We start from the raw sequence: 17,875 nt of genomic DNA, 5'->3' as shown, positions 1-17,875 counted from the left end.
TGGTGCGGCGGCCTCGTTCCTGGAAGGCCCGTTCCGAACTGGCCGCGGCGCTGTCCCCGCGATTTGCCTCCCTCTATCCGGACCTCACCGTCTCGCTGGACTGGGAGACGCCGCTCCAGCTGATCGTCGCGACGGTGCTCTCGGCGCAGTGCACGGACGAGCGCGTGAACCGGGTCACGCGCACGCTCTTCCCGGCCTATCCCGACGCCCGCGCGTACGCCGACGCGCCGCTGGAGGAGCTGCGGGAGGCCGTGCGACCGACCGGATTTTTCAACAACAAGGCGCGCCACCTGCAGGGGCTGGGCCGCCGTCTCGTCGACGTGTACGACGGGGAGGTCCCGCCGACGATGGAAGACCTGCTCACGCTCCCCGGCGTCGCCCGAAAGACCGCGAACGTCGTGCTCTCCAACGCGTTCGGACTTCACGCGGGCGTCGTCGTGGACACGCACGTGAAGCGTGTCACGCACCGCCTCGGCCTCACGAACGAGGTCGATCCCCCGAAAGTGGAGAAGGATCTCATGAGGGTGCTGCCGCGCGAGGAATGGCACCCGTTCGCGTGGCGGTCGATCCTCCATGGCCGCACGGTCTGCCACGCGCGGAAACCGCGTTGCGCCGAGTGCCCGGTTGCCGATCTGTGCGTGAGCGCCGGAAAGTTCGGGTGAAACGGAAGATCCGGGCGGCGGCGCGGGCCGCCGGGTTCGATCAGGTGGGGTTCGCTCCGGCGGCGCCCCCGACGCACGCGGAGGCATACGAGGACTGGCTCGCGAACGGCTACCATGGCGATATGGCCTACATGGCGCGCGAGGACGCCGTTCGCCGCCGCCTCGACCCGGGGCAGGCGCTTCCCGGCTGCCGGACGCTCATCGTCGTCAGCCTCCTGTACGGATCGGAACCTGCAGGCTCGAAGCCCGCCAGCGCGACGGCGCCGAGCGCTGATCGCCGGCTGCCCGTGATCGCCCGCTACGCGCGGGGCCGCGACTACCACGACGTGTTCGAGGAGCGCCTTGACGCGCTCTCCGCCGCCATCAGGGACCTTGCTCCCGGCGCCCGCACGAAGCGCTACGTGGACTACGGCCCCGTCCTCGAGCGTGACCACGCGCAGCGGGCGGGCCTGGGCTGGATCGGCAGGAACACGATGCTCCTCCACCCGGACTTCGGGTCCTACTTCATGCTGGGCGAACTGCTCACGGATCTCGACATCGAACCCGATCCACCGTTCGTCCACGACCGCTGCGGAACCTGTCGGCGCTGCATCGACGCCTGCCCGACGGATGCGATTCTCGAAGGCCGCCTCCTCGATGCCCGACTCTGCATCTCCTATCTCACCATCGAACTGCGGGGATCCATCCCCGAGACGCTGCGCCCCGCGATCGGAAACCGGGTGTTCGGCTGCGACATCTGTCAGGAGGTGTGTCCCTGGAACTCGGACGCCCCCGTCCCGGCAGAGGCGCCGTTCGCGCTGCGGCCCGGCCAACCGGTGCCGCGGGAGGACATGGTGGCCTGGGCGGAGGAACTCGCCGCCCTCGACGCCGGCGAGTTCCGCACGCGCTACCGGGGGACGGCGTTCGGCCGCCCCGGCCGCGACGGGCTGCTCAGGAACCTGGCGGTCGGCCTCGGCAACGCGGGCGGATCCGCCGCGCGCCCCGTCCTGCAGCGCCTCGCGAAGGACCCGTCCCCGCTCGTCCGCGAACACGCTCAATGGGCGCTCGACGTGCTCCAGAGTTAGGTTGGTTGGTCCGCACCGAAACGCAGAGAGATGAGGAGAAAAACGCATGCCAGGTTACGCGATCCTGGGAGAACCGTGGTGGATCGCCCTCGTGTGGATCCTCGTCGCCGGTCACCTCACGAACATGGTCAACACGCTCTACCTGCACCGCTCGGCGACGCACGGCGGAGTGGTCTTCCACCCGGTGGTCGAGCACGCGATGCGTTTCTGGTGCTGGCTCACGACCGGGATCGTGACGAAGGAGTGGGTGGCGATCCATCGGAAGCACCACGCCTACGCCGACCGCGAGGGCGATCCGCACTCGCCCACGCTCGAGGGTCTCGCGAACATCGCCTTCGGCGGGCTCTTCTTCTACCGGAAAGCTTCGAAAGACCACACGCTGCTCGAGAAGTACGGGAAGGGAACCCCGGACGACTGGGTCGAGCGCAACGTCTACGCGAAGCGCCGCGGTCTTGGAATCCGGTTCATGCTCGTTCTCGACCTGTTCCTGTTCGGGCTCATCCCCGGGCTCATCGTCTGGACGTGCATGGTGTTCTGGATGCCGCTCATGGGGAACATCATCAACGGTCTCGGACACGCGCTCGGCTACCGAACCTTCGGGACGCGCGACGACAGCCACAATCTCTATCCCTGGGGGATCTGGATCCTCGGTGAGGAACTGCACAACAACCACCACGCGGATCCGCGCTCCGCGAAGTTCAAGGCGCACTGGTGGGAGTTCGACATCGGGTGGTTCTACATCCGGGTCCTGAGTCTCCTGCGACTCGCCAACGTGCTTTACGCGCGCACGGCGACTCCCCGGGAATTCGCGGCGAAGTTCTATCGCGACTCGGCGGACCGTGTGAACCGGCGCCTGGACCGGGCTCTGTCGCGCATCCAGCGGACCCGGGAGGCTGGCCTGCGGCGCATCGAACGCGCGCGCCAGGAACGGGATCTCGTACGTCTCGACCGCGCCGCCGCCAGGGCCCGTGCCCGACTGGATCGCGTCCGGCCCGGCAAGTTCGCGCGCGTCGCCCGGGCGAAGGCGGAGGCCGGCGCCGAACTCGACCGGGCCCGGGAGGCCGCCCGCACCCGCGTCCTCCGCGCGGTGGAAGCGATGACCCTCGAGAGCCAGCCCGCCACGGATTGACCCGCCTCACCCCGGCCCGGCTCACCACGGACTGACGGGCGCTTGTTGACGCCGCTCGGGGAGTCGTGCATCTTCGGGAAAACGATTTTTAGCCTAGACTAAAAATTGGCTGCGGGCTGCGGCCCGCGCGGGTGTTGGCGGGAAGTCCGGAGGACAAGTGAAGCCGGAGAAGTTGAGTCGGCGCGACTGGTTGAAGCTCGGCGCCGCGGGGGTTGCCGGTGTTTCGGGGGCGACGGTGCTGGACCTGGCATCCCGGGGCGGCGCGCGAGACGCCCTGGCGGCCAGCGGCGCCATGTCGCGTGAGCCCGGACGCGAGCCCGGAGAGGATGCCGCTGCGGCGGGCCCGCACGGGGGGCGCCAGGAGGCGATGGGGGTCGTCGGCATGCCCGGGCCCGACGGCGTGTTCGACCCCGCGGCCTTCATCGCCGATTTCGATTACGGCGAGGTCACGACGCGCGACGACGGGCGCGTCGTGCGGCGCTGGGAGGTGGTGGCGCTCGACCGCGACATCGAGATCGCGCCCGGCATCTTCTTCCCGGCGTGGACCTACAACGGGCAGGTGCCGGGTCCGACTCTGCGCTGCACGGAGGGGGACCTCCTCCAGGTCGAGTTCGTCAACGCGGGTTCTCATCCCCACACCATCCACTTCCACGGCACGCACCCGCCGGAGATGGACGGCTTCGAGCCCATCGTGGAACCGGGGCAGCGCTTCACCTACGAATTCGAAGCGAAGCCGTTCGGACTCCACCTGTACCACTGCCACACCATGCCGCTCAAGCGGCACATCCATAAGGGTCTGTACGGGACGTTCATCGTGGATCCGCCCGGGGGCCGGGAACCCGCGCGGGAGATGGTCATGGTGATGAACGCGTTCGACAGCAACCTCGACGGGGACAACGAGGTGTACGCGGTCAATACTTCGGCGTTCTACTACCAGCACCATCCGGTGCGCGTGGGCGTGAACGACCTGTGCCGCATCTACCTCGTCAACACGACCGAGTTCGACCTCATCAACTCGTTCCACCTGCACGCGGGCATGTTCAAGGTCTTCCGGACCGGCACGCGGCCGGAGCAGTACGAACTCACGGACACGATCATGATGTGCCAGGGCGAGCGGCACGTGCTCGAGTTCCGGCTCGAGAACCCCGGCATGCACATGTTCCACGCGCACCAGAGCGAGTTCGCGGAACTGGGGTGGATGGGTTTCTTCGAGGCGGTCGAGCGGCTCGCCGCAGACGATGGCGTGCCCGTGCGCGGCCATGTCTGACGAACGGTCCAACGCCGCTCCGCCCGGGCGCGGACCGGCGCGCTGGATCCTGGGCCTCTTCCCGCTCGCGCTGCTGGCGGGACTCGTCGTCTTCTTCTTCGGCGCCGATCCCACGGCTCCCTTCCGCGACGCGTTCCCACCGGTCGAGGATCTCACGATCGAGCGCGTGAGCTTCCCGGAGAGCGGCGTCATGCGCGTGCACGTCGTGAACGGGGGGCCCGAGGCGGCCACCATCGCGCAGGTGATCGTGGACGACGCCTTCTGGCGGTTCGAGATCGATGGGGAACCGACCCTTCCGCGCCTCGCCCGGGCCACGCTCGAGCTGGACTATCCCTGGGTGGAGGGGGAACTCCACGTGATTCGGCTGGTGACCTCCACCGGCCTCACCTTCGACCACGAGGTGGCCGTCGCGACGATCTCCCCGAGGCCCAACGCCCTGTACCTGACGACCTTCGGACTGCTCGGCCTCTACGCGGGTGTCATCCCCGTCCTCGTGGGCCTGCTGTGGTATCCCTTTCTGCGGCGGATCGACCGCAAGTGGATCCACTTCTACCTCAGCCTCACCGTGGGCCTGCTGGCGTTCCTCGTCGTGGACGCGTTCGAGGACACGCTCGAGGCATCGGCGCTCGTGCCGGAGGGGTTCCAGGCGGCCGGGCTCATCGCCGTCGGCGTGATCGGCGCCATCGTCGGCCTGCGAGCCCTGGGGAACCTCGGGCGCGGCAAGGGCGGCGGGAGCGGGGCGAGTCCCGGGCTCACGGTGGCCTACCTGATCGCGATCAGCATCGGACTGCACAACCTCGGCGAGGGGCTGGCCATCGGGGCGGCCTTCTCGCTGGGAGAGATCGCGCTCGGGAGCTTCCTCGTGATCGGATTCGCGCTCCACAACACGACGGAGGGGCTGGCCATCGTCGCGCCCGTGGCGAGCAAACGGCCGGCGCTTCGGCACTTCGCGTTCATGGGCGGGATCGCGGGACTGCCGACCGTCCTCGGGGCGTGGGCCGGCGGATTTTCCTACTCGCCGACGCTGGCGACCTTCTTTCTCGCGCTCGGCGCCGGGGCCATCATCCAGGTGATCGTCGAAGTCACGCGGCTGATCCGGAAGAGCTGGCCGCAGGGCCTGTTCACCCCTCTGAACGCCACGGGCCTCCTCCTCGGCCTGCTGGTCATGTACGGAACCGCGCTGATGGTGACGGCCTAGATTTGGCCGGTTCCGGCTGAAGAGGGCGTTCCCCCGCATCGACACGCCGGATGGGGCGGTGTAGACTGGAATCATGCGACGGTTCGCCATTTCCCTGCTTCTGGTCACGCTGGTGCTTCCGTACCTGCGCGCCCCGCTGTGCGAGGCGGGGTCGCATGAGCACGGGGAGCACCACCCGATGGCGGGCATGCGGGCTCTGGTCGAGTCCCCGCCGGAGGGTGCGGACGCGGGGACCGACTGTCACTCGTTGATGGGCTGCGCCGTCGTGCTGCAGGCCTCGCTCCCGGCGGCCACCGCCGGCTTCCGCTCTCCGGCCGACGACTCCGACGCCACCCCGGTCGGCGCCGGGACGCAACTCCGATCCAGAGCCTCTCCGGACACGCCCCCTCCGAAAGCCGCCTGAACGGACGCATCCGCACGAGCGCCCCGGTCGCCCTTCGACGATGGCGACTTGCGGGCGAGTTGTCACCGTTCAGATGAGAGGCATCTCATGCCAGCCGCATACCATGCCGGCGGGGCCCGCGTAAGGGACGGGATCCGCCCGGGCATCCGGCTCGTCACGTGGGCCGTGATGGCCGTCGGGGCCATGGCGTTCCCGTGCAGGGCGCAGGAGCGCGACACGCTCCTTCTGGCCGAGGCGGTCGCCGCGGCGCGCGGCGCCAACCCGATGCTGCGGGTCGCCCGTCTTCGGGCCGACGCCGCCCGGGCCCGCGTGCCGCAAATGGGCGCCCCACCGGACCCGGTCGTCTCGTTCCGGCTCGGAAACCGTCCCCTCGACGGGTTCGGAGCGGGCGAGCGAATGACCATGAACGCGTTTCAGGTTCAGCAGGTGCTCCCCTGGCCGGGGAAGCTCGGGTTCGCGGAGGCGCGCGCGGCACACCTTGCGGTCGCCGAGGAACTGGCGGTCCTCGACGCCGAGGCCGCCCTCGTCCGGCGCGTGAAGGCGGTGTACTTCGAGATCGCCTTCGAGGACCGGGCGCTGGACATCATGCGCGCCACCCGCGACCTCCTGCGCGAGTTCCTCGATGTCTCCAACACGCTCTACGCCGTGGGGACAGGCCTTCAGAACGATGTCCTCCAGGCCCAGGTCGCTGTCGCCACGATGACGGAGGACATCACGGCGGCCGAGCAGACCCGGCTCGCCATGGCGGCGAGGCTGAACGCGCTCCTGGGGCGCGAGCCCGAACGAAACGTGGGCGCGCTCGAGTTGTCCGGACCCGGCGAGCCGCTGCCCCGCGTCACGGACCTCATGGCGCGCGCCGCGGAGAGACGGCCCGCGCTGCGCGCCGCGCGCGAACGGATTCGGGCTGCGGAGTCGGCCTACGAGGCCGCGCGCCGCGGCCTCTACCCGGATCTGAGGCTTGGGGCCGACTACGCGCACCGGCCCCTGTTCCCGGACATGCTGAGCTTCAGCGTGGGTGTCAGCATCCCGCTGTGGGCGGGTTCCCGCCAGTTGCCGCTGCGGGATGAAGCGTTCGCCCGGCAGGCTGCCGAGGAGGCCGCCGAACTCGAACTCCTGAACGAGACCTGGGCCCGGATCGCGGAGGCGCGGGCCGAGTCCGACCGCGCCCTGCGGCTCCACGACCTCTATGTGACGTCGATCCTCCCCCAGGCGAGGGCCGCGGTGGAATCGTCGCTCTCCGCCTACCGCGTGGGCCAAGTGGATTTCATGACGCTCGTGCAGAGCGAACTCACGGTGAACCGATACGAGATCGAACGCGTGCGGCTGACTGCCGCCTACCACACGGCCGTCGCGGAGATCGAAGCCCTGTTGGGGGGCGAAACGGAGATGGTCCGATGAAGCGATTCAACCTCTTGCCGGTCGCACGCGCTCGACTCGGGCTCGTCTTGGCCGCGGCCGCCCTCTGGGCCTGCGGCGGGGACTCCGAAATGGCGGAGATGCCCGGCATGGAAGGTGATCACGCCGGCCACATGATGGCTGCGACAGCCGCGCCCCCGGAGATCGACACGATGCCGGCGGTCGGGCGCGGTCTCGTACAGCTCACGTCGGAACAGGAGCAGGCGCTCGGCGTCACCTACGCCACGGTGGAGCGCGTCTCCGCGGTGCGCGAGATCCGGACCGTGGGCCGCATCGACGCGCCCGAGGGCAACATCGCCGACATCACGCCCAAGACCGACGGCTTCGTCGAGGAACTGCTGGTCGCGACGACCGGCGAAGCCGTTCGCCGGGGGGAGCCGCTGCTCACCCTCTACAGCCCCGCGCTCGTGGCGGCCCAGGAGGAGCTTCTGACGGCGCGCCGCCTCGCGGCGCGGGTCACGCCGACCGCGGGCGAAGCGTGGGAGAGCGCGCAGTCCATGCTCGAGGCCAGCCGTCGCCGCCTCGCCTGGTGGGACATCACCGGAGAGCAGATCGAGCGGCTCGAACAGACGGGCGAGGTCACGAAGACCCTGCGCCTCGTCGCCCCCGTGAGCGGGATCGTGCTCGAGAAGGACGTCGTCGAGGGACAGCGGGTGACGCCCGGCGCGCGCCTGTACCGGATCGCGGACCTCTCGACGGTGTGGGTGGAGGGAGAGGTGTTCGAGCAGGATCTCCAGTTCGTCGCTGTCGGCTCGCAGGCCCACATCGAGGTCACCGCCTACCCGGGCGAACACATGATGGGGACGGTGAGCTTCGTCTATCCCACCGTGGAGGTCGCGAGCCGCACAAACCGTGTCCGGGTCTCGGTCCCGAACCCCGGCCTGCGCTTCAAGCCGGGGATGTTCGCCACCGTCTTCTTCGAGGTCGCGGCGATCCGCGACGAAATCGCGGTGCCGCTGGAGGCCGTCATCGTGACGGGCGAACGGAATCTCGTCTTCGTGCGGGACGAGACAGGGTTGCTGATGCCGCATGAGGTCGTCCTCGGAGCGCGGGCCGGCGATCTGGTCCAGATCCTGAGCGGACTCGCGGAAGGCGAGACGATCGTGGCTTCCGCGAACTTTCTCATCGATGCCGAATCCCGCCTCGGTGCGACGGGCGGAAGCATGCCGGGCATGCAGCATGCGGGCCACGGCATGGAGGGACGATGATCGCGCGCGTCATCGAATGGTCGATCCGGAACCGGTTCCTCGTCCTGCTCGGCACGGCCGCCATCGTCGGCGCGGGGCTGTGGTCCGTGCGCACGACGCCGCTCGACGCCATCCCGGACCTCTCCGACGTGCAGGTCATCGTCCAGACCGACTTCGCGGAACAGGCTCCTCAGATCGTCGAAGACCAGGTGACGTACCCGATTGCGTCGGAGATGCTGAAGGTGCCGGGGGCGCGCGTCGTGCGAGCGTTCTCCTTCTTCGGCCTCAGTCTCGTCTACGTGATCTTCGAGGACGGCACGGACATCTACTGGGCGCGCTCCCGCGTCCTCGAATACCTGAACGGGATCCGGCGTCAACTGCCGGAGACCGTGGAACCCGCGCTTGGCCCGGACGCGACCGGCGTGGGCTGGGTCTACGAGTACACCCTTGAATCGGACAGTCTGGACCTCGCCGAACTGCGCACGCTGCAGGACTGGTATATCCGATATCAGCTGACCGCCGTGCCGGGTGTGGCCGAGGTCGCGAGCCTGGGCGGGTTCGTGAAGCAGTACCAGGTGGAGGTGAATCCGGAGCGGCTGCGCGCGTTCGACATCCCCGTGACGCGGGTGTCGCAGGCGATCGGCGATCACAACATCGACATCGGGGCGCGCGTCCTGGAGATGGGCGGCCGGGAATACATGATTCGCGGTCTCGGCTACCTGCGGGGGATCACCGACATCGAGAACGTGGCCGTCGGATCGACGCCGAACGGCACGCCGATTCGGGTCGCCGACGTGGCGACGGTGCAGGAAGGCCCAGCCCCCCGCCGCGGCCTCGCGGACCTCGACGGACGGGGCGAAGTCGTGGCCGGGATCGTCGTCATGCGGTTCGGCTCCGATGCCCTCGAGACGATCGAACTCGTGAAGGAGCGGCTGGAGGAGATCAACGCGGGGCTGCCGGCCGGCACCCGGCTGCGGCCGGCCTACGACCGCAGCGATCTGATCCACCGGGCCATCGACACGCTCCGCGAGAAGCTCGTGGAGGAGTCGCTCGTCGTCGCGGCCGTGGCGCTGCTGTTTCTGCTGCACTTCCGGTCGGCGCTCGTCGCAATCGTCACGCTCCCGCTCGGCATCCTCCTCTCGTTCATCGTCATGCGCTGGATCGGCGTGAACGCCAACATCATGAGCCTCGGCGGGATCGCGATCGCGATCGGGGCCATGGTGGACGCGGCGATCGTCATGATCGAGAACATGCACAAGCATCTCGAGCGCGCCGCCCCCGGCGCCTCCCGCTGGGACGTGGTCCTCGAGAGCGCGAAGCAGGTGGGTCCGCCCCTCTTCTTCTCCCTCCTCATCATCACGTTCAGCTTCCTCCCCGTGTTCGCGCTCGAGCAGCAGGAGGGCCGGCTGTTCAAGCCGCTCGCGTTCACCAAGACCTTCGCCATGGCCGGGTCCGCCTTCCTCGCGATCACGCTCGTCCCCGTGCTCATGGGGTATCTGGTGCGCGGGCGGATCCGCCCGGAGCGCGCCAACCCGGTGAATCGGGCGCTGCGCTGGCTGTACCGGCCGTTCCTCGACGCCGCGCTCAGGCGCCCGTGGCTCGTGGTCTCCGCCGCCGGGCTTCTCCTCGGAGCGACGATCTTCCCGTGGCAGCGGCTCGGGAGCGAGTTCATGCCGCCGCTCGATGAGGGATCGATCCTGTTCATGCCGACGACCGTGCCGGGGGCTTCGATCGCCCAGGCGCGCGAGATCATGCGCTACCAGGACAGCGTCCTCGCGTCCTTCCCCGAAGTGGAGAGAGTGCTGGGGAAGGCGGGCCGCGCGGAAACCGCCACCGACCCCGCACCGCTCGACATGTTCGAGACGACGATCACCCTCCGGCCGCGGGACGACTGGCGTCCCGGCCTGACATCCGCGGGTCTGCTCGCGCAGATGGACGAGGCGGTCACGCTCCCCGGCGTGACGAACGCGTGGACGATGCCGATCAAGGGGCGCATCGACATGCTGGCGACGGGCGTTCGAACGCCTGTCGGGATCAAGATCTTCGGCCCGGATCTCGACACGCTGCAGGCACTCGGGGAGCAGGTCGAGCGCATCGTGCGCGCGGTGCCCGGGACACGAAGCTCCTTCGCCGAACGCGGCGTCTCCGGGTACTACGTCGACATCGACGTCGACCGGCCGGAGGCGGCGCGCTACGGCCTCAACGTGGGGGACGTGCACAACGCGATCATGGCGTCCGTCGGCGGGATGAACGCGACGATCACCGTGGAGGGGCGCGAGCGGTACGCGGTGAACGTCCGCTATCCGCGCGAGCTGCGCGACGATCTCGAGAACCTGCGCGAGGTGCTGGTGGCCGCTCCCGACGGCACGCAGATCCCGCTCGGGCAGGTGGCGCGCGTGGCGGCCGTCCAGGGGCCCATGGCCGTGAAGACGGAGAACGCCTTTCCGGTCACCACCGTCTTCATCGATATCGAGGGCGTCGATGTCGGGAGTTACGTGGAGGCGGCCCGCCGCGTCGTCGCCGACCAACTCGAACTCCCCAGCGGGTACTCCCTCGTCTGGAGCGGGCAGTACGAGTTCATGCAGCGGGTGCAGGAGCGCCTGCGCGTCGTGATTCCGGTGACCCTCGGGATCATCTTCCTGCTCCTGTACCTCAACTTCCGGGGCGTGGCCGAGTCGCTGATCGTCATGCTCGCCCTGCCGTTCTCGCTCGTGGGCGGCATCTGGTTCCTGTGGCTCCTGGGCTACAACACGAGCGTCGCCGTGTGGGTGGGGTTCATCGCGCTCGCCGGCGTGGCGGCTGAAACCGGCGTCGTGATGCTGATCTATCTCGACGAAGCGTTCCACCGCCACCGGCGCGCGGGCAGGATACGGACCCCCGCCGATGTCGGGGCCGCGGTCCGGGAAGGGGCGCTGGAGCGACTGCGCCCGGTCGTGATGACGGTGACCGCGATCACCGCGGCGCTGATGCCGATCCTGTGGAGTTCCGGCACCGGCGCGGACGTGATGAAGCGGATCGCATCGCCCATGGTCGGGGGAATGATCTCCGCGACGGTCCTCACGCTGCTCGTGATCCCCGCCATCTACCTCCTGTGGCGCCGGTGGCAACTCCGTTCGGCGGCGTGACCGATCTCCGCGGTGCGTCCATCCACGCTCCGCGTCTTACCGTCAAGCTGCTCGGTCAACCGAACCGATTCCCGCGGAGGGGAAGGCCGAAAACCCTCGTCGCGCCGCGCGGCTCGAGGATCGTAAGACACCTCCTCCTGCACCCGAACGAGCACTTCTCCCAGCAGGGCTTGTGGCGGGCAACGGGAGTCGACAAGGGCTACATCAGCCGTCATGTGCGGGGGTTGGCCCAGGCTGGTCGCAAGGCTTCGCGAAACACTGGGCCAGGTGGACCACGCGTTCACGGGGCTTGCCGCCGCGTGGCTCTATTCGTCGTACGCGACGTTTCGCCTTGTCACGGCTTATATAAAGCGCTCCCCCGTCGAATTGATGGAGACTGCCGGCGTGCGGGAACGGCGTGCCGGAGCTAACGTCTGGATCGTAGTACCGAAGGACGATGGCGTCTTCCACGGATCGAACATCGTTGACGGCACGCAGTGCGTCTCGACCGTACAGGCCTTCCTCGACCTGAAAGCCCAGCCCGAGCGCGCCGCCGAGGCAGCTAAAGAGTTGCGAGGCACATCGTTGCCGTGGTCGGTGACATAGTGGAGCCCCTGCGTCGAACTGCCGTCGACTACGACGAGGGCGCAACGCGACTCATCGAGAGCTGCCTCCTCCATGTCGCGACGATTCTCGGCGATCTCATGCGGGACAGCATCGTCGTCGTCGGAGGCCTGGTACCTCGCCTGTTGATTCCGCGGGGGATTCTGCCCGAGGCTCGGGATTGGCGCGAGTGGATTTCCTGATTCCACCGAGTTCGGAAGCTGCGGTCCCCGGGAGTACTCAACACCGCGCTGATGTAGCCGCCTTCGTGGGAGACTTTCTCGACGCGGTCGGCGTAGTCGAGGAGTGAGTCCCAGTAAGCTTGGCCGCCGGGGTCAGCCGCCGGGCGGGCCGAGCGGGCTCGGCTCGCAGCCTTCGGTTTCGCGCGTGTAGGCGATGCTTGAGATCTTCCAGCCGTCTCCCGCCTGCACGAGGCTGACCGCGTCGATCCCGCAGTGGCTGAACTCGCCGTCCACATGGAAGTCGTACGGAGTCCACACGACGGCGATCGGACCCTCTATCATCACGTGCGGGTCCCACATGCGTTCGAGCAGGGCGGGGCCCGGCTGACCGATGGAAGCGGCGAACTCGGCGCCGGTGCTCTCCCGGACCTGCACGCCATCCGCGGTCTCCGCCGTGGCCACGAAGGTGGCGCCTTCAGTCAGCAGGCCGCGGATCGCGTCGCCGTCGCGGGCGGCCATCGCGTCGAACAACGCCTGCACGGCGGCGACCGCCCCCGCTCCGGCGTCATCCTGCGCGGCGGCGACCGCGGGCGTGACGAGGATCGCTGCGGCGAGAAGCCACGTCGCTCCGAACTTTCTCATGAGATTCTCCCGATTCCTGGGGTCGGTCGTCCTTGGTCCGGCCGGTCGTCCGTGAACCGTCCCGGCCTCAATACGCGGTCGTGCGAAACACCGGCTGGAAGAGCCTGGTCCGGTGCGCGCACGCCGGGTCGGCGGGGCACGCCGCGCAGTCCGGTTCCGTCATCTCCGGGCACCGTACCCTGTTCTGAAAAAAGAACCAGTCCACGGCCCCCATGGAGCGCCCGCTCAGGCGCCGGATCTCCCCGACCGCCTCGTAACACGCGGCCCGCACGGCCTCCTCTTCTTCCGCGCTCACAACCTCCCGCTTCGCGAGCTTCGCGGCCAGCGTCTCGTCGGTCACCGAGACGACGCCGAGCCGGAGGCAACTGCGCTGGCAATGGTAGTCGATGATCGGCGGCACGTCCTCCGCCTCCCCGAGCCGCAGGAATCGCTCCGGCCGCTGGCTGAGGATCGCCGCGAGGAGGGCGGACTTCTTGCGCCACGGATCCTCCCCGTAGCCGCGGACCGCATCGAGGTGTGAGAGAAAGTGGGCGAGGGGCCGCTCCGCGGCGTTGGCGTCCGCCACGAGCGAGGCGGAGGTCAGGCCGAGCGCGAGCATGTCGCGGCCGTACGCCCGGGCGCACGCCGGATGCAGCGGGCCGGCCGGGAGCGGGTTGTGCCCGCCGTCGTCCCGGAGACGATGATCGAAGTCCGTCTCGTCGAGGGCGGCCTGCCCGGAGGGAGTGAGTTCTTCCGGGGCCTCCCGGGCCCAGCGCAGGTAGGCGGCCCACAGGTAGTCGCTCCCCTTGCGGGCCCGCCCCCCAAGCGGGGCGATCATCGGCTCCTCGTAGCGGCCCGCGCGCTCGTGCCAGAAACCGAACTGCTGCACCGTCCCCGCGAAGAAGAAATCGAGCGCCGCCGGATCGCCGGGTTCGGGGAAGTCCGCGCCGGTGAAGTCGAATGCCGCCGCCTCCGGGGCCGTCGCGATGACCCCGGCCACGCGCCGGACGCGGTCCTCGTCGAGGCGAACCCGAACATCTCGCGCCACCGCCGGCGCCGGGTCGTCCGAGAGAAGGGGCGCCGGACCGATGCCCGTCACCGTCTGGGCGGCACGGGCCGTCGCAACCCGCGCGGCGATGCCGGGGTGGTCTCCGGCCGCGAGCCGGGCCAGCGCGGTCCCGCAGAAGGTGTCGCCGGCGCCCGTCGGATCCACCTCGTCGACCTCGGGAGCGGGGACGTCGATGGCATGGTCGCCCAGGACGACGCGAGCCCCCCGCGCACCCCGCGTGACGAAGACCACGCGCCCCGGCGCCACCGCGACGTCGTCGATCGACCCGAAGAGGAGCCCGGCTTCCTCCTCGTTGCAGAAGAAGTAGCGGGACGCCTCCACGACCCGCGTGACGACCTCCCGATGCGCGCGGATCCCCGGCGCGTACGTCCCGCATCCCACGCGCACTCCCGCCGCGGACAGCCGCCGCGCGAACCCCAACTGCAGTTCCGGATCGAGGAGAGGGACGACGTAGGCGAAGGCGTCCGGCCCGGCGTCGGGGATGTCGCCGTAGCGGATGTCCCCCTCGGATCCGCGCACCGCTTGGCGATAGACCGTCCGGCCGTCGGGGAAGTACTCGATCTCGAAGTGAGGGAGCGCGGAGGGCGGAACGGGCGGCCCCCGCCAGTCGAGGAGGCGGTCCGCCGGCTCGAGTTCCGGCGGCATGGGCTCGGGACGCGGCGCGACGACCGTGACTTCGGCCCCGGCCCGCTGCGCCGCGAGCGCGGTGTAGAGTCCCGCGCCCCCGGCGGACCGCACGGAGCGGCCGCCGAGGTGCAGGAGATCCAGAGAGGGGCTCCCGACCACGAGGAGCCGTGGCCGGGTGCTCATGTTGCCGGCGTCAGTCGCCCTGCTGGTCCTGCTGGTCCGTCGTGATGCGCCCGGCCGCGCCGGCAGGTCCGTTGTCCCAGTCCTGGGCGCTGGAGATGTTCGGCACGCCCCAGTCGTCGCCGTTCCACCCCTGGAAGCCCTCCATCCGGAAGGTCCACAGACCCGTCGTCATGTCGCTCACCACGATGAGCCCGTCCTCGTTCCGGACATCGACCCCGAACGTGCCGTTGAAGACGGCGGTCCGGTCGACGTTCGGCGGCCCCAGATAGGTGTCGTAGTGGCCCACCGTGATCGGATTCTCCGGGTCCATCATGTTGAACACGACGAGCCCGTCCAGGTAGCCGGACACGAACACGAGCGGCCACCGCACTTCGTGGTTGTGCACGAGGTTTTTCCAGTTCGCCGTCCACGCCGCGATCGGGCGGTTGATGGCCGGGACCTCGCCGTTGAGTCCGGGCCTGAGGTCGAAGATCCTCAGCGGCGCGTACTGATACTCGGTCTCGGCGATCGCGAAGTTCCCGTCCGGCGTGGGCGTGAACGTGTGACCGCTGCGAATCCCGGAGACCCCGACGATCTGCGTCAGAAGCTCCGGGTTGTCGAGATCCGTCACGTCGTAAACGTAGTAGCCGCCGGTGCCGCCGCCGTAGAAGCGGTCCGTCCCCGTTTCCGGGTGATAGCCGAGATAGAAATCGTGGTATCCCCGCCGCCGGTTCCCCGCCATCCCCTGATCCGGGACGGGGATCTGCGCCACCATCGCGTCGCTTCGCCCGTCGACCAGCGCGCCGAGGTCGTACACGGCCGCGTACGGGCCGGAGACCGTGGCCACGAGGTACACGTTCATATTCGAGTGCTTGTAGATGAAGATGTTGTGGAAGCCGCCCGGGAGATCGGGCTCCTTGATGCGGGCCACCTCACGCACCGTCGAGGCGTCCGGCAGTCCCGTCACATCGAGGACGACCGCGCCCATGTCGGAGTCCGGGCCGCCCTGCCCGAACTGGAGCGACTGTACGACGTAGTAGCGGTCTCCCCACTTGAAGTGCTTCACGTCCATCCCGCCGGTGCGCAGGTGGAGATCCTGGTCCTCGATCCGCCACTCGTACAGCACCTCCGGATGTTCCGGATCTTCGATCGAGACGATGTCCAGCCCTTTCGGACCAACCGGCCCGTACTGCATGCGCGCCACGTACGCGTACGGCCGGTGCATCTCCTGCTCGATGTCCATGTCCGCGATGCTGAGCCGCGGGCCGAGCGGGACATGTCCGAGCACTTCCATGTTCCGGCTGCCGCGCTCCACGACATCGATCGCCTGCGCGCCGAGTGCGGCCGGGGCGGCGATGACGGCTCCGAGCGCGGTCACGGCCGCCGCCGCGCACATCGTCCGATTGCTGAACTTCATTCTCTCCTCCGTTTCGATCGGGGCGCCGGGGTTCCTGCTCCCCGGCTAGCCGGGGTCCACCGTGAACACCATGGACATGCCGGCCTCCAGGTGCTCCGCAATATGGCAGTGCGCCATCCATCGGCCAGAGTTGGAGGCCTCGAGCAGGATGTCGAACGTCGATCCGACCGGGATCACGACTGTGTCCTTCCACGCGAGATTGTCCGCCGGCACCCCGTCCTTCGAGAGCACGAGGAAGCGCTGGCCGTGGATATGGATCGGGTGCTGCATGGGGTGGAACGAGCGGCGCTGATTGTGGATGCGGAGCTTCCGCACGTCCCCCACCGTGAAGCGCCAGTCGATGTCCCGGTTTTCCTTCCCCGTCCGGGTGTCGCGCAGGATCCAGGTCAGGTTCTCCGACGTCGAGAGGAAGTTCATCATCGGCATCGCGTCGGTCCACTCGACGGGCGGGAAGTAGAGGGTGTCGATCGCCATCACGGCGACGATGTCGCTGGGGAGGTCCCCCACCCGGACCGTGAGTTCGAGTTCGTGATCGACGGGCCGGCCGAACTCGGCGCGGTAGCGGCCGATGTCCTCGATGACGTCCGCGTGTTCGCGCAGGGTGGAGAACGCGTCGCCGTGGTCCTGCGCCACCGGTTCGTCGAGGACGGTGACGATCCCGAGCGTGTCGGTCTGCGGATAGAAGCGGCCGTTGAAGTGGTCGATGGCCTGGATCGGGTTGAGGAGCGCCCAGGTCCCCGGTTCGTCGAAGCGGGCGTCGACGATGTACCGCTGGGCCGGGGCGAGGATGACGTTCGAGACGAAACTCTCGCGCTCGAACTTGCTCACGTCGGCCCCTACGAGCTTCATCTCCGCACCTTCCAGGACGAGGTTGAAGGTGCGCGTGTTCGCGACGTTCGTGAGGTATAGACGCCGCACTTCGCCGCGCCGGACGGTGGCCTCCCAGCGCGGCTCGCCGTTCACGAGCAACTGGTTCCCGAAGCGGCCCATGAGCGTCTGCACGGCGGCTTCGCGTCCCCAGGGGAAGAGGCCCCCTTCGTCGACCAGCAGGTCGTCGAGCATGAGGAAGTCCTCGCCGTTCGCCGGGCCGTAGTAGTCCGGGGCCGGCGCGTCGACGAGCATGTTCCCGTACAGACCCAGATCCTGCTGGATGTCCTCGCGGTGGTGGGGGTGGTACCAGTAGAGGCCCGCGTCCCGGAAATGAACCCGGTACATGAATGACTCGCCGGGTTCGACCGGGTCCTGGGTGACGCCGGGGACCCCGTCGAACTCGTTTTCGAGCCGCACGCCGTGCCAATGGACCGCCGTCGGCAGGTCGATGTTGTTGGTAAACAGCACGACGATCTCCGCGCCCTGCGGGACGCGGATGAGGGGCCCGGGATACTGCCCGTTGAAGCCGTACATCGTGAAGGTGCGCGTGCCGATCGTGCGCCGCACGAACCCGGCCTCGAGGCGGAGCGTGTCGCCGTCGGCCATCTCCACGACCTCGCGGAAGACCGCCTCCGGAAGCATCGCGGGATCGTGGCCGGGGTCGGGCAGGTACGGGGTTACCCCGGGGACGGCGCCCATCAGGCCCGGCAACATCATCGGCATCGGGATCGGCTGCGGCGGCATGCGCCACACCGCCCCCATGCTGTCCGTCGCCATCATGTGGCCCGCGTGCTGCTGCCCCGATGCCGGTGGCGTACCCGCCATTCCGATAAGGGCGGGGACGATCGCTGCGACGGCGCAGTGTCGGGCCACCCGCACGCCCGGTCCGCTCAC

Annotated in this window: 15 protein-coding genes; 11 read left to right on the top strand and 4 right to left on the bottom strand. The window is 68.9% G+C overall.

The annotated features are described in order from the left end of the window. Positions 1-2 precede the first annotated feature (2 nt). The 11 genes from nth (at position 3) to ACOGXI_RS10495 (ending at position 12,236) form a co-directional block, all read left to right on the top strand. Complete coding sequence (gene nth / locus ACOGXI_RS10545) at positions 3-662, top strand: endonuclease III (RefSeq protein ID WP_419940187.1); 660 nt, start codon at positions 3-5, stop codon at positions 660-662. Beyond that, complete coding sequence (queG, locus tag ACOGXI_RS10540; protein WP_419938802.1) at positions 659-1,726, top strand: tRNA epoxyqueuosine(34) reductase QueG; 1,068 nt, start codon at positions 659-661, stop codon at positions 1,724-1,726. The genes nth and queG overlap by 4 nt, the downstream gene beginning before the upstream one ends. Positions 1,727-1,772: 46 nt before the next feature. Then, positions 1,773-2,855 (top strand): acyl-CoA desaturase, encoded by a 1,083-nt coding sequence (locus ACOGXI_RS10535; protein ID WP_419938801.1) that lies wholly within the window; start codon positions 1,773-1,775, stop codon positions 2,853-2,855. Positions 2,856-3,012: 157 nt separating this feature from the next. Next, a complete protein-coding gene (locus ACOGXI_RS10530) occupies positions 3,013-4,122 on the top strand; it encodes a multicopper oxidase domain-containing protein (RefSeq protein WP_419938800.1) in 1,110 nt (369 codons plus the stop codon). Then, entirely contained in the window at positions 4,115-5,320 is a 1,206-nt protein-coding gene (locus ACOGXI_RS10525; RefSeq protein WP_419938799.1) for a ZIP family metal transporter, read from the top strand. The genes ACOGXI_RS10530 and ACOGXI_RS10525 overlap by 8 nt, the downstream gene beginning before the upstream one ends. Positions 5,321-5,393: 73 nt before the next feature. Further along, positions 5,394-5,723, top strand: coding sequence for a hypothetical protein (locus ACOGXI_RS10520; RefSeq protein ID WP_419938798.1), 330 nt, complete (start codon positions 5,394-5,396; stop codon positions 5,721-5,723). An 87-nt stretch (positions 5,724-5,810) separates the two neighbouring features. After that, positions 5,811-7,121: a TolC family protein gene (locus ACOGXI_RS10515; protein ID WP_419938797.1), complete on the top strand. Its 1,311-nt coding sequence runs from the start codon at positions 5,811-5,813 to the stop codon at positions 7,119-7,121. Continuing rightward, entirely contained in the window at positions 7,118-8,347 is a 1,230-nt protein-coding gene (locus ACOGXI_RS10510; RefSeq protein WP_419938796.1) for an efflux RND transporter periplasmic adaptor subunit, read from the top strand. The genes ACOGXI_RS10515 and ACOGXI_RS10510 overlap by 4 nt, the downstream gene beginning before the upstream one ends. Further along, positions 8,344-11,451 carry an efflux RND transporter permease subunit gene (locus ACOGXI_RS10505; protein ID WP_419938795.1) on the top strand — a complete coding sequence of 1,036 codons (3,108 nt, stop codon included), beginning with the start codon at positions 8,344-8,346 and terminating at the stop codon, positions 11,449-11,451. Before ACOGXI_RS10510 ends, ACOGXI_RS10505 begins: the two co-directional genes overlap by 4 nt. Positions 11,452-11,718: 267 nt before the next feature. After that, the gene (locus ACOGXI_RS10500; protein ID WP_419938794.1) at positions 11,719-12,036 is read left to right on the top strand and encodes a hypothetical protein; all 318 of its coding nucleotides are present in this window, start codon (positions 11,719-11,721) and stop codon (positions 12,034-12,036) included. Continuing rightward, positions 12,036-12,236 (top strand): hypothetical protein, encoded by a 201-nt coding sequence (locus ACOGXI_RS10495; protein ID WP_419938793.1) that lies wholly within the window; start codon positions 12,036-12,038, stop codon positions 12,234-12,236. The genes ACOGXI_RS10500 and ACOGXI_RS10495 overlap by 1 nt, the downstream gene beginning before the upstream one ends. 132 nt (positions 12,237-12,368) lie before the next feature. Here ACOGXI_RS10495 and ACOGXI_RS10490 read toward each other — a convergent pair whose 3' ends face one another. From ACOGXI_RS10490 to ACOGXI_RS10475, 4 genes are all read right to left on the bottom strand, one after another. Then, a complete protein-coding gene (locus ACOGXI_RS10490; protein ID WP_419938792.1) occupies positions 12,369-12,857 on the bottom strand; it encodes a nuclear transport factor 2 family protein in 489 nt (162 codons plus the stop codon). A 67-nt stretch (positions 12,858-12,924) separates the two neighbouring features. After that, entirely contained in the window at positions 12,925-14,715 is a 1,791-nt protein-coding gene (locus tag ACOGXI_RS10485; protein WP_419938791.1) for a carbohydrate kinase family protein, read from the bottom strand. 10 nt (positions 14,716-14,725) lie between these two features. Beyond that, on the bottom strand, positions 14,726-16,111 hold the full coding sequence (locus ACOGXI_RS10480) for an LVIVD repeat-containing protein (RefSeq protein ID WP_419938790.1): 1,386 nt from the start codon (positions 16,109-16,111) through the stop codon (positions 14,726-14,728). Between the two features lie 45 nt (positions 16,112-16,156). Beyond that, entirely contained in the window at positions 16,157-17,875 is a 1,719-nt protein-coding gene (locus ACOGXI_RS10475; protein WP_419938789.1) for a multicopper oxidase family protein, read from the bottom strand.

It is taken from the genome of Candidatus Palauibacter sp., from assembly GCF_965208055.1.
GTDB lineage: Bacteria > Gemmatimonadota > Gemmatimonadetes > Palauibacterales > Palauibacteraceae > Palauibacter.
Note: the sequence above shows the minus strand (reverse complement) of the source record. Positions and strands in the feature narration are given on the sequence as shown.

Bases quoted from the DNA above. Each gene is read 5' to 3' on its own strand.
- ACOGXI_RS10535 (WP_419938801.1), top strand. From the start codon at position 1,773: ATGCCAGGTTACGCGATCCTGGGAGAACCGTGGTGGATCGCCCTCGTG.
- ACOGXI_RS10525 (WP_419938799.1), top strand. From the start codon at position 4,115: ATGTCTGACGAACGGTCCAACGCCGCTCCGCCCGGGCGCGGACCGGCG.
- ACOGXI_RS10520 (WP_419938798.1), top strand. From the start codon at position 5,394: ATGCGACGGTTCGCCATTTCCCTGCTTCTGGTCACGCTGGTGCTTCCG.
- ACOGXI_RS10515 (WP_419938797.1), top strand. From the start codon at position 5,811: ATGCCAGCCGCATACCATGCCGGCGGGGCCCGCGTAAGGGACGGGATC.
- ACOGXI_RS10510 (WP_419938796.1), top strand. From the start codon at position 7,118: ATGAAGCGATTCAACCTCTTGCCGGTCGCACGCGCTCGACTCGGGCTC.
- ACOGXI_RS10505 (WP_419938795.1), top strand. From the start codon at position 8,344: ATGATCGCGCGCGTCATCGAATGGTCGATCCGGAACCGGTTCCTCGTC.
- ACOGXI_RS10490 (WP_419938792.1), bottom strand. From the start codon at position 12,857: ATGAGAAAGTTCGGAGCGACGTGGCTTCTCGCCGCAGCGATCCTCGTC.
- ACOGXI_RS10485 (WP_419938791.1), bottom strand. From the start codon at position 14,715: ATGAGCACCCGGCCACGGCTCCTCGTGGTCGGGAGCCCCTCTCTGGAT.
- ACOGXI_RS10480 (WP_419938790.1), bottom strand. From the start codon at position 16,111: ATGAAGTTCAGCAATCGGACGATGTGCGCGGCGGCGGCCGTGACCGCG.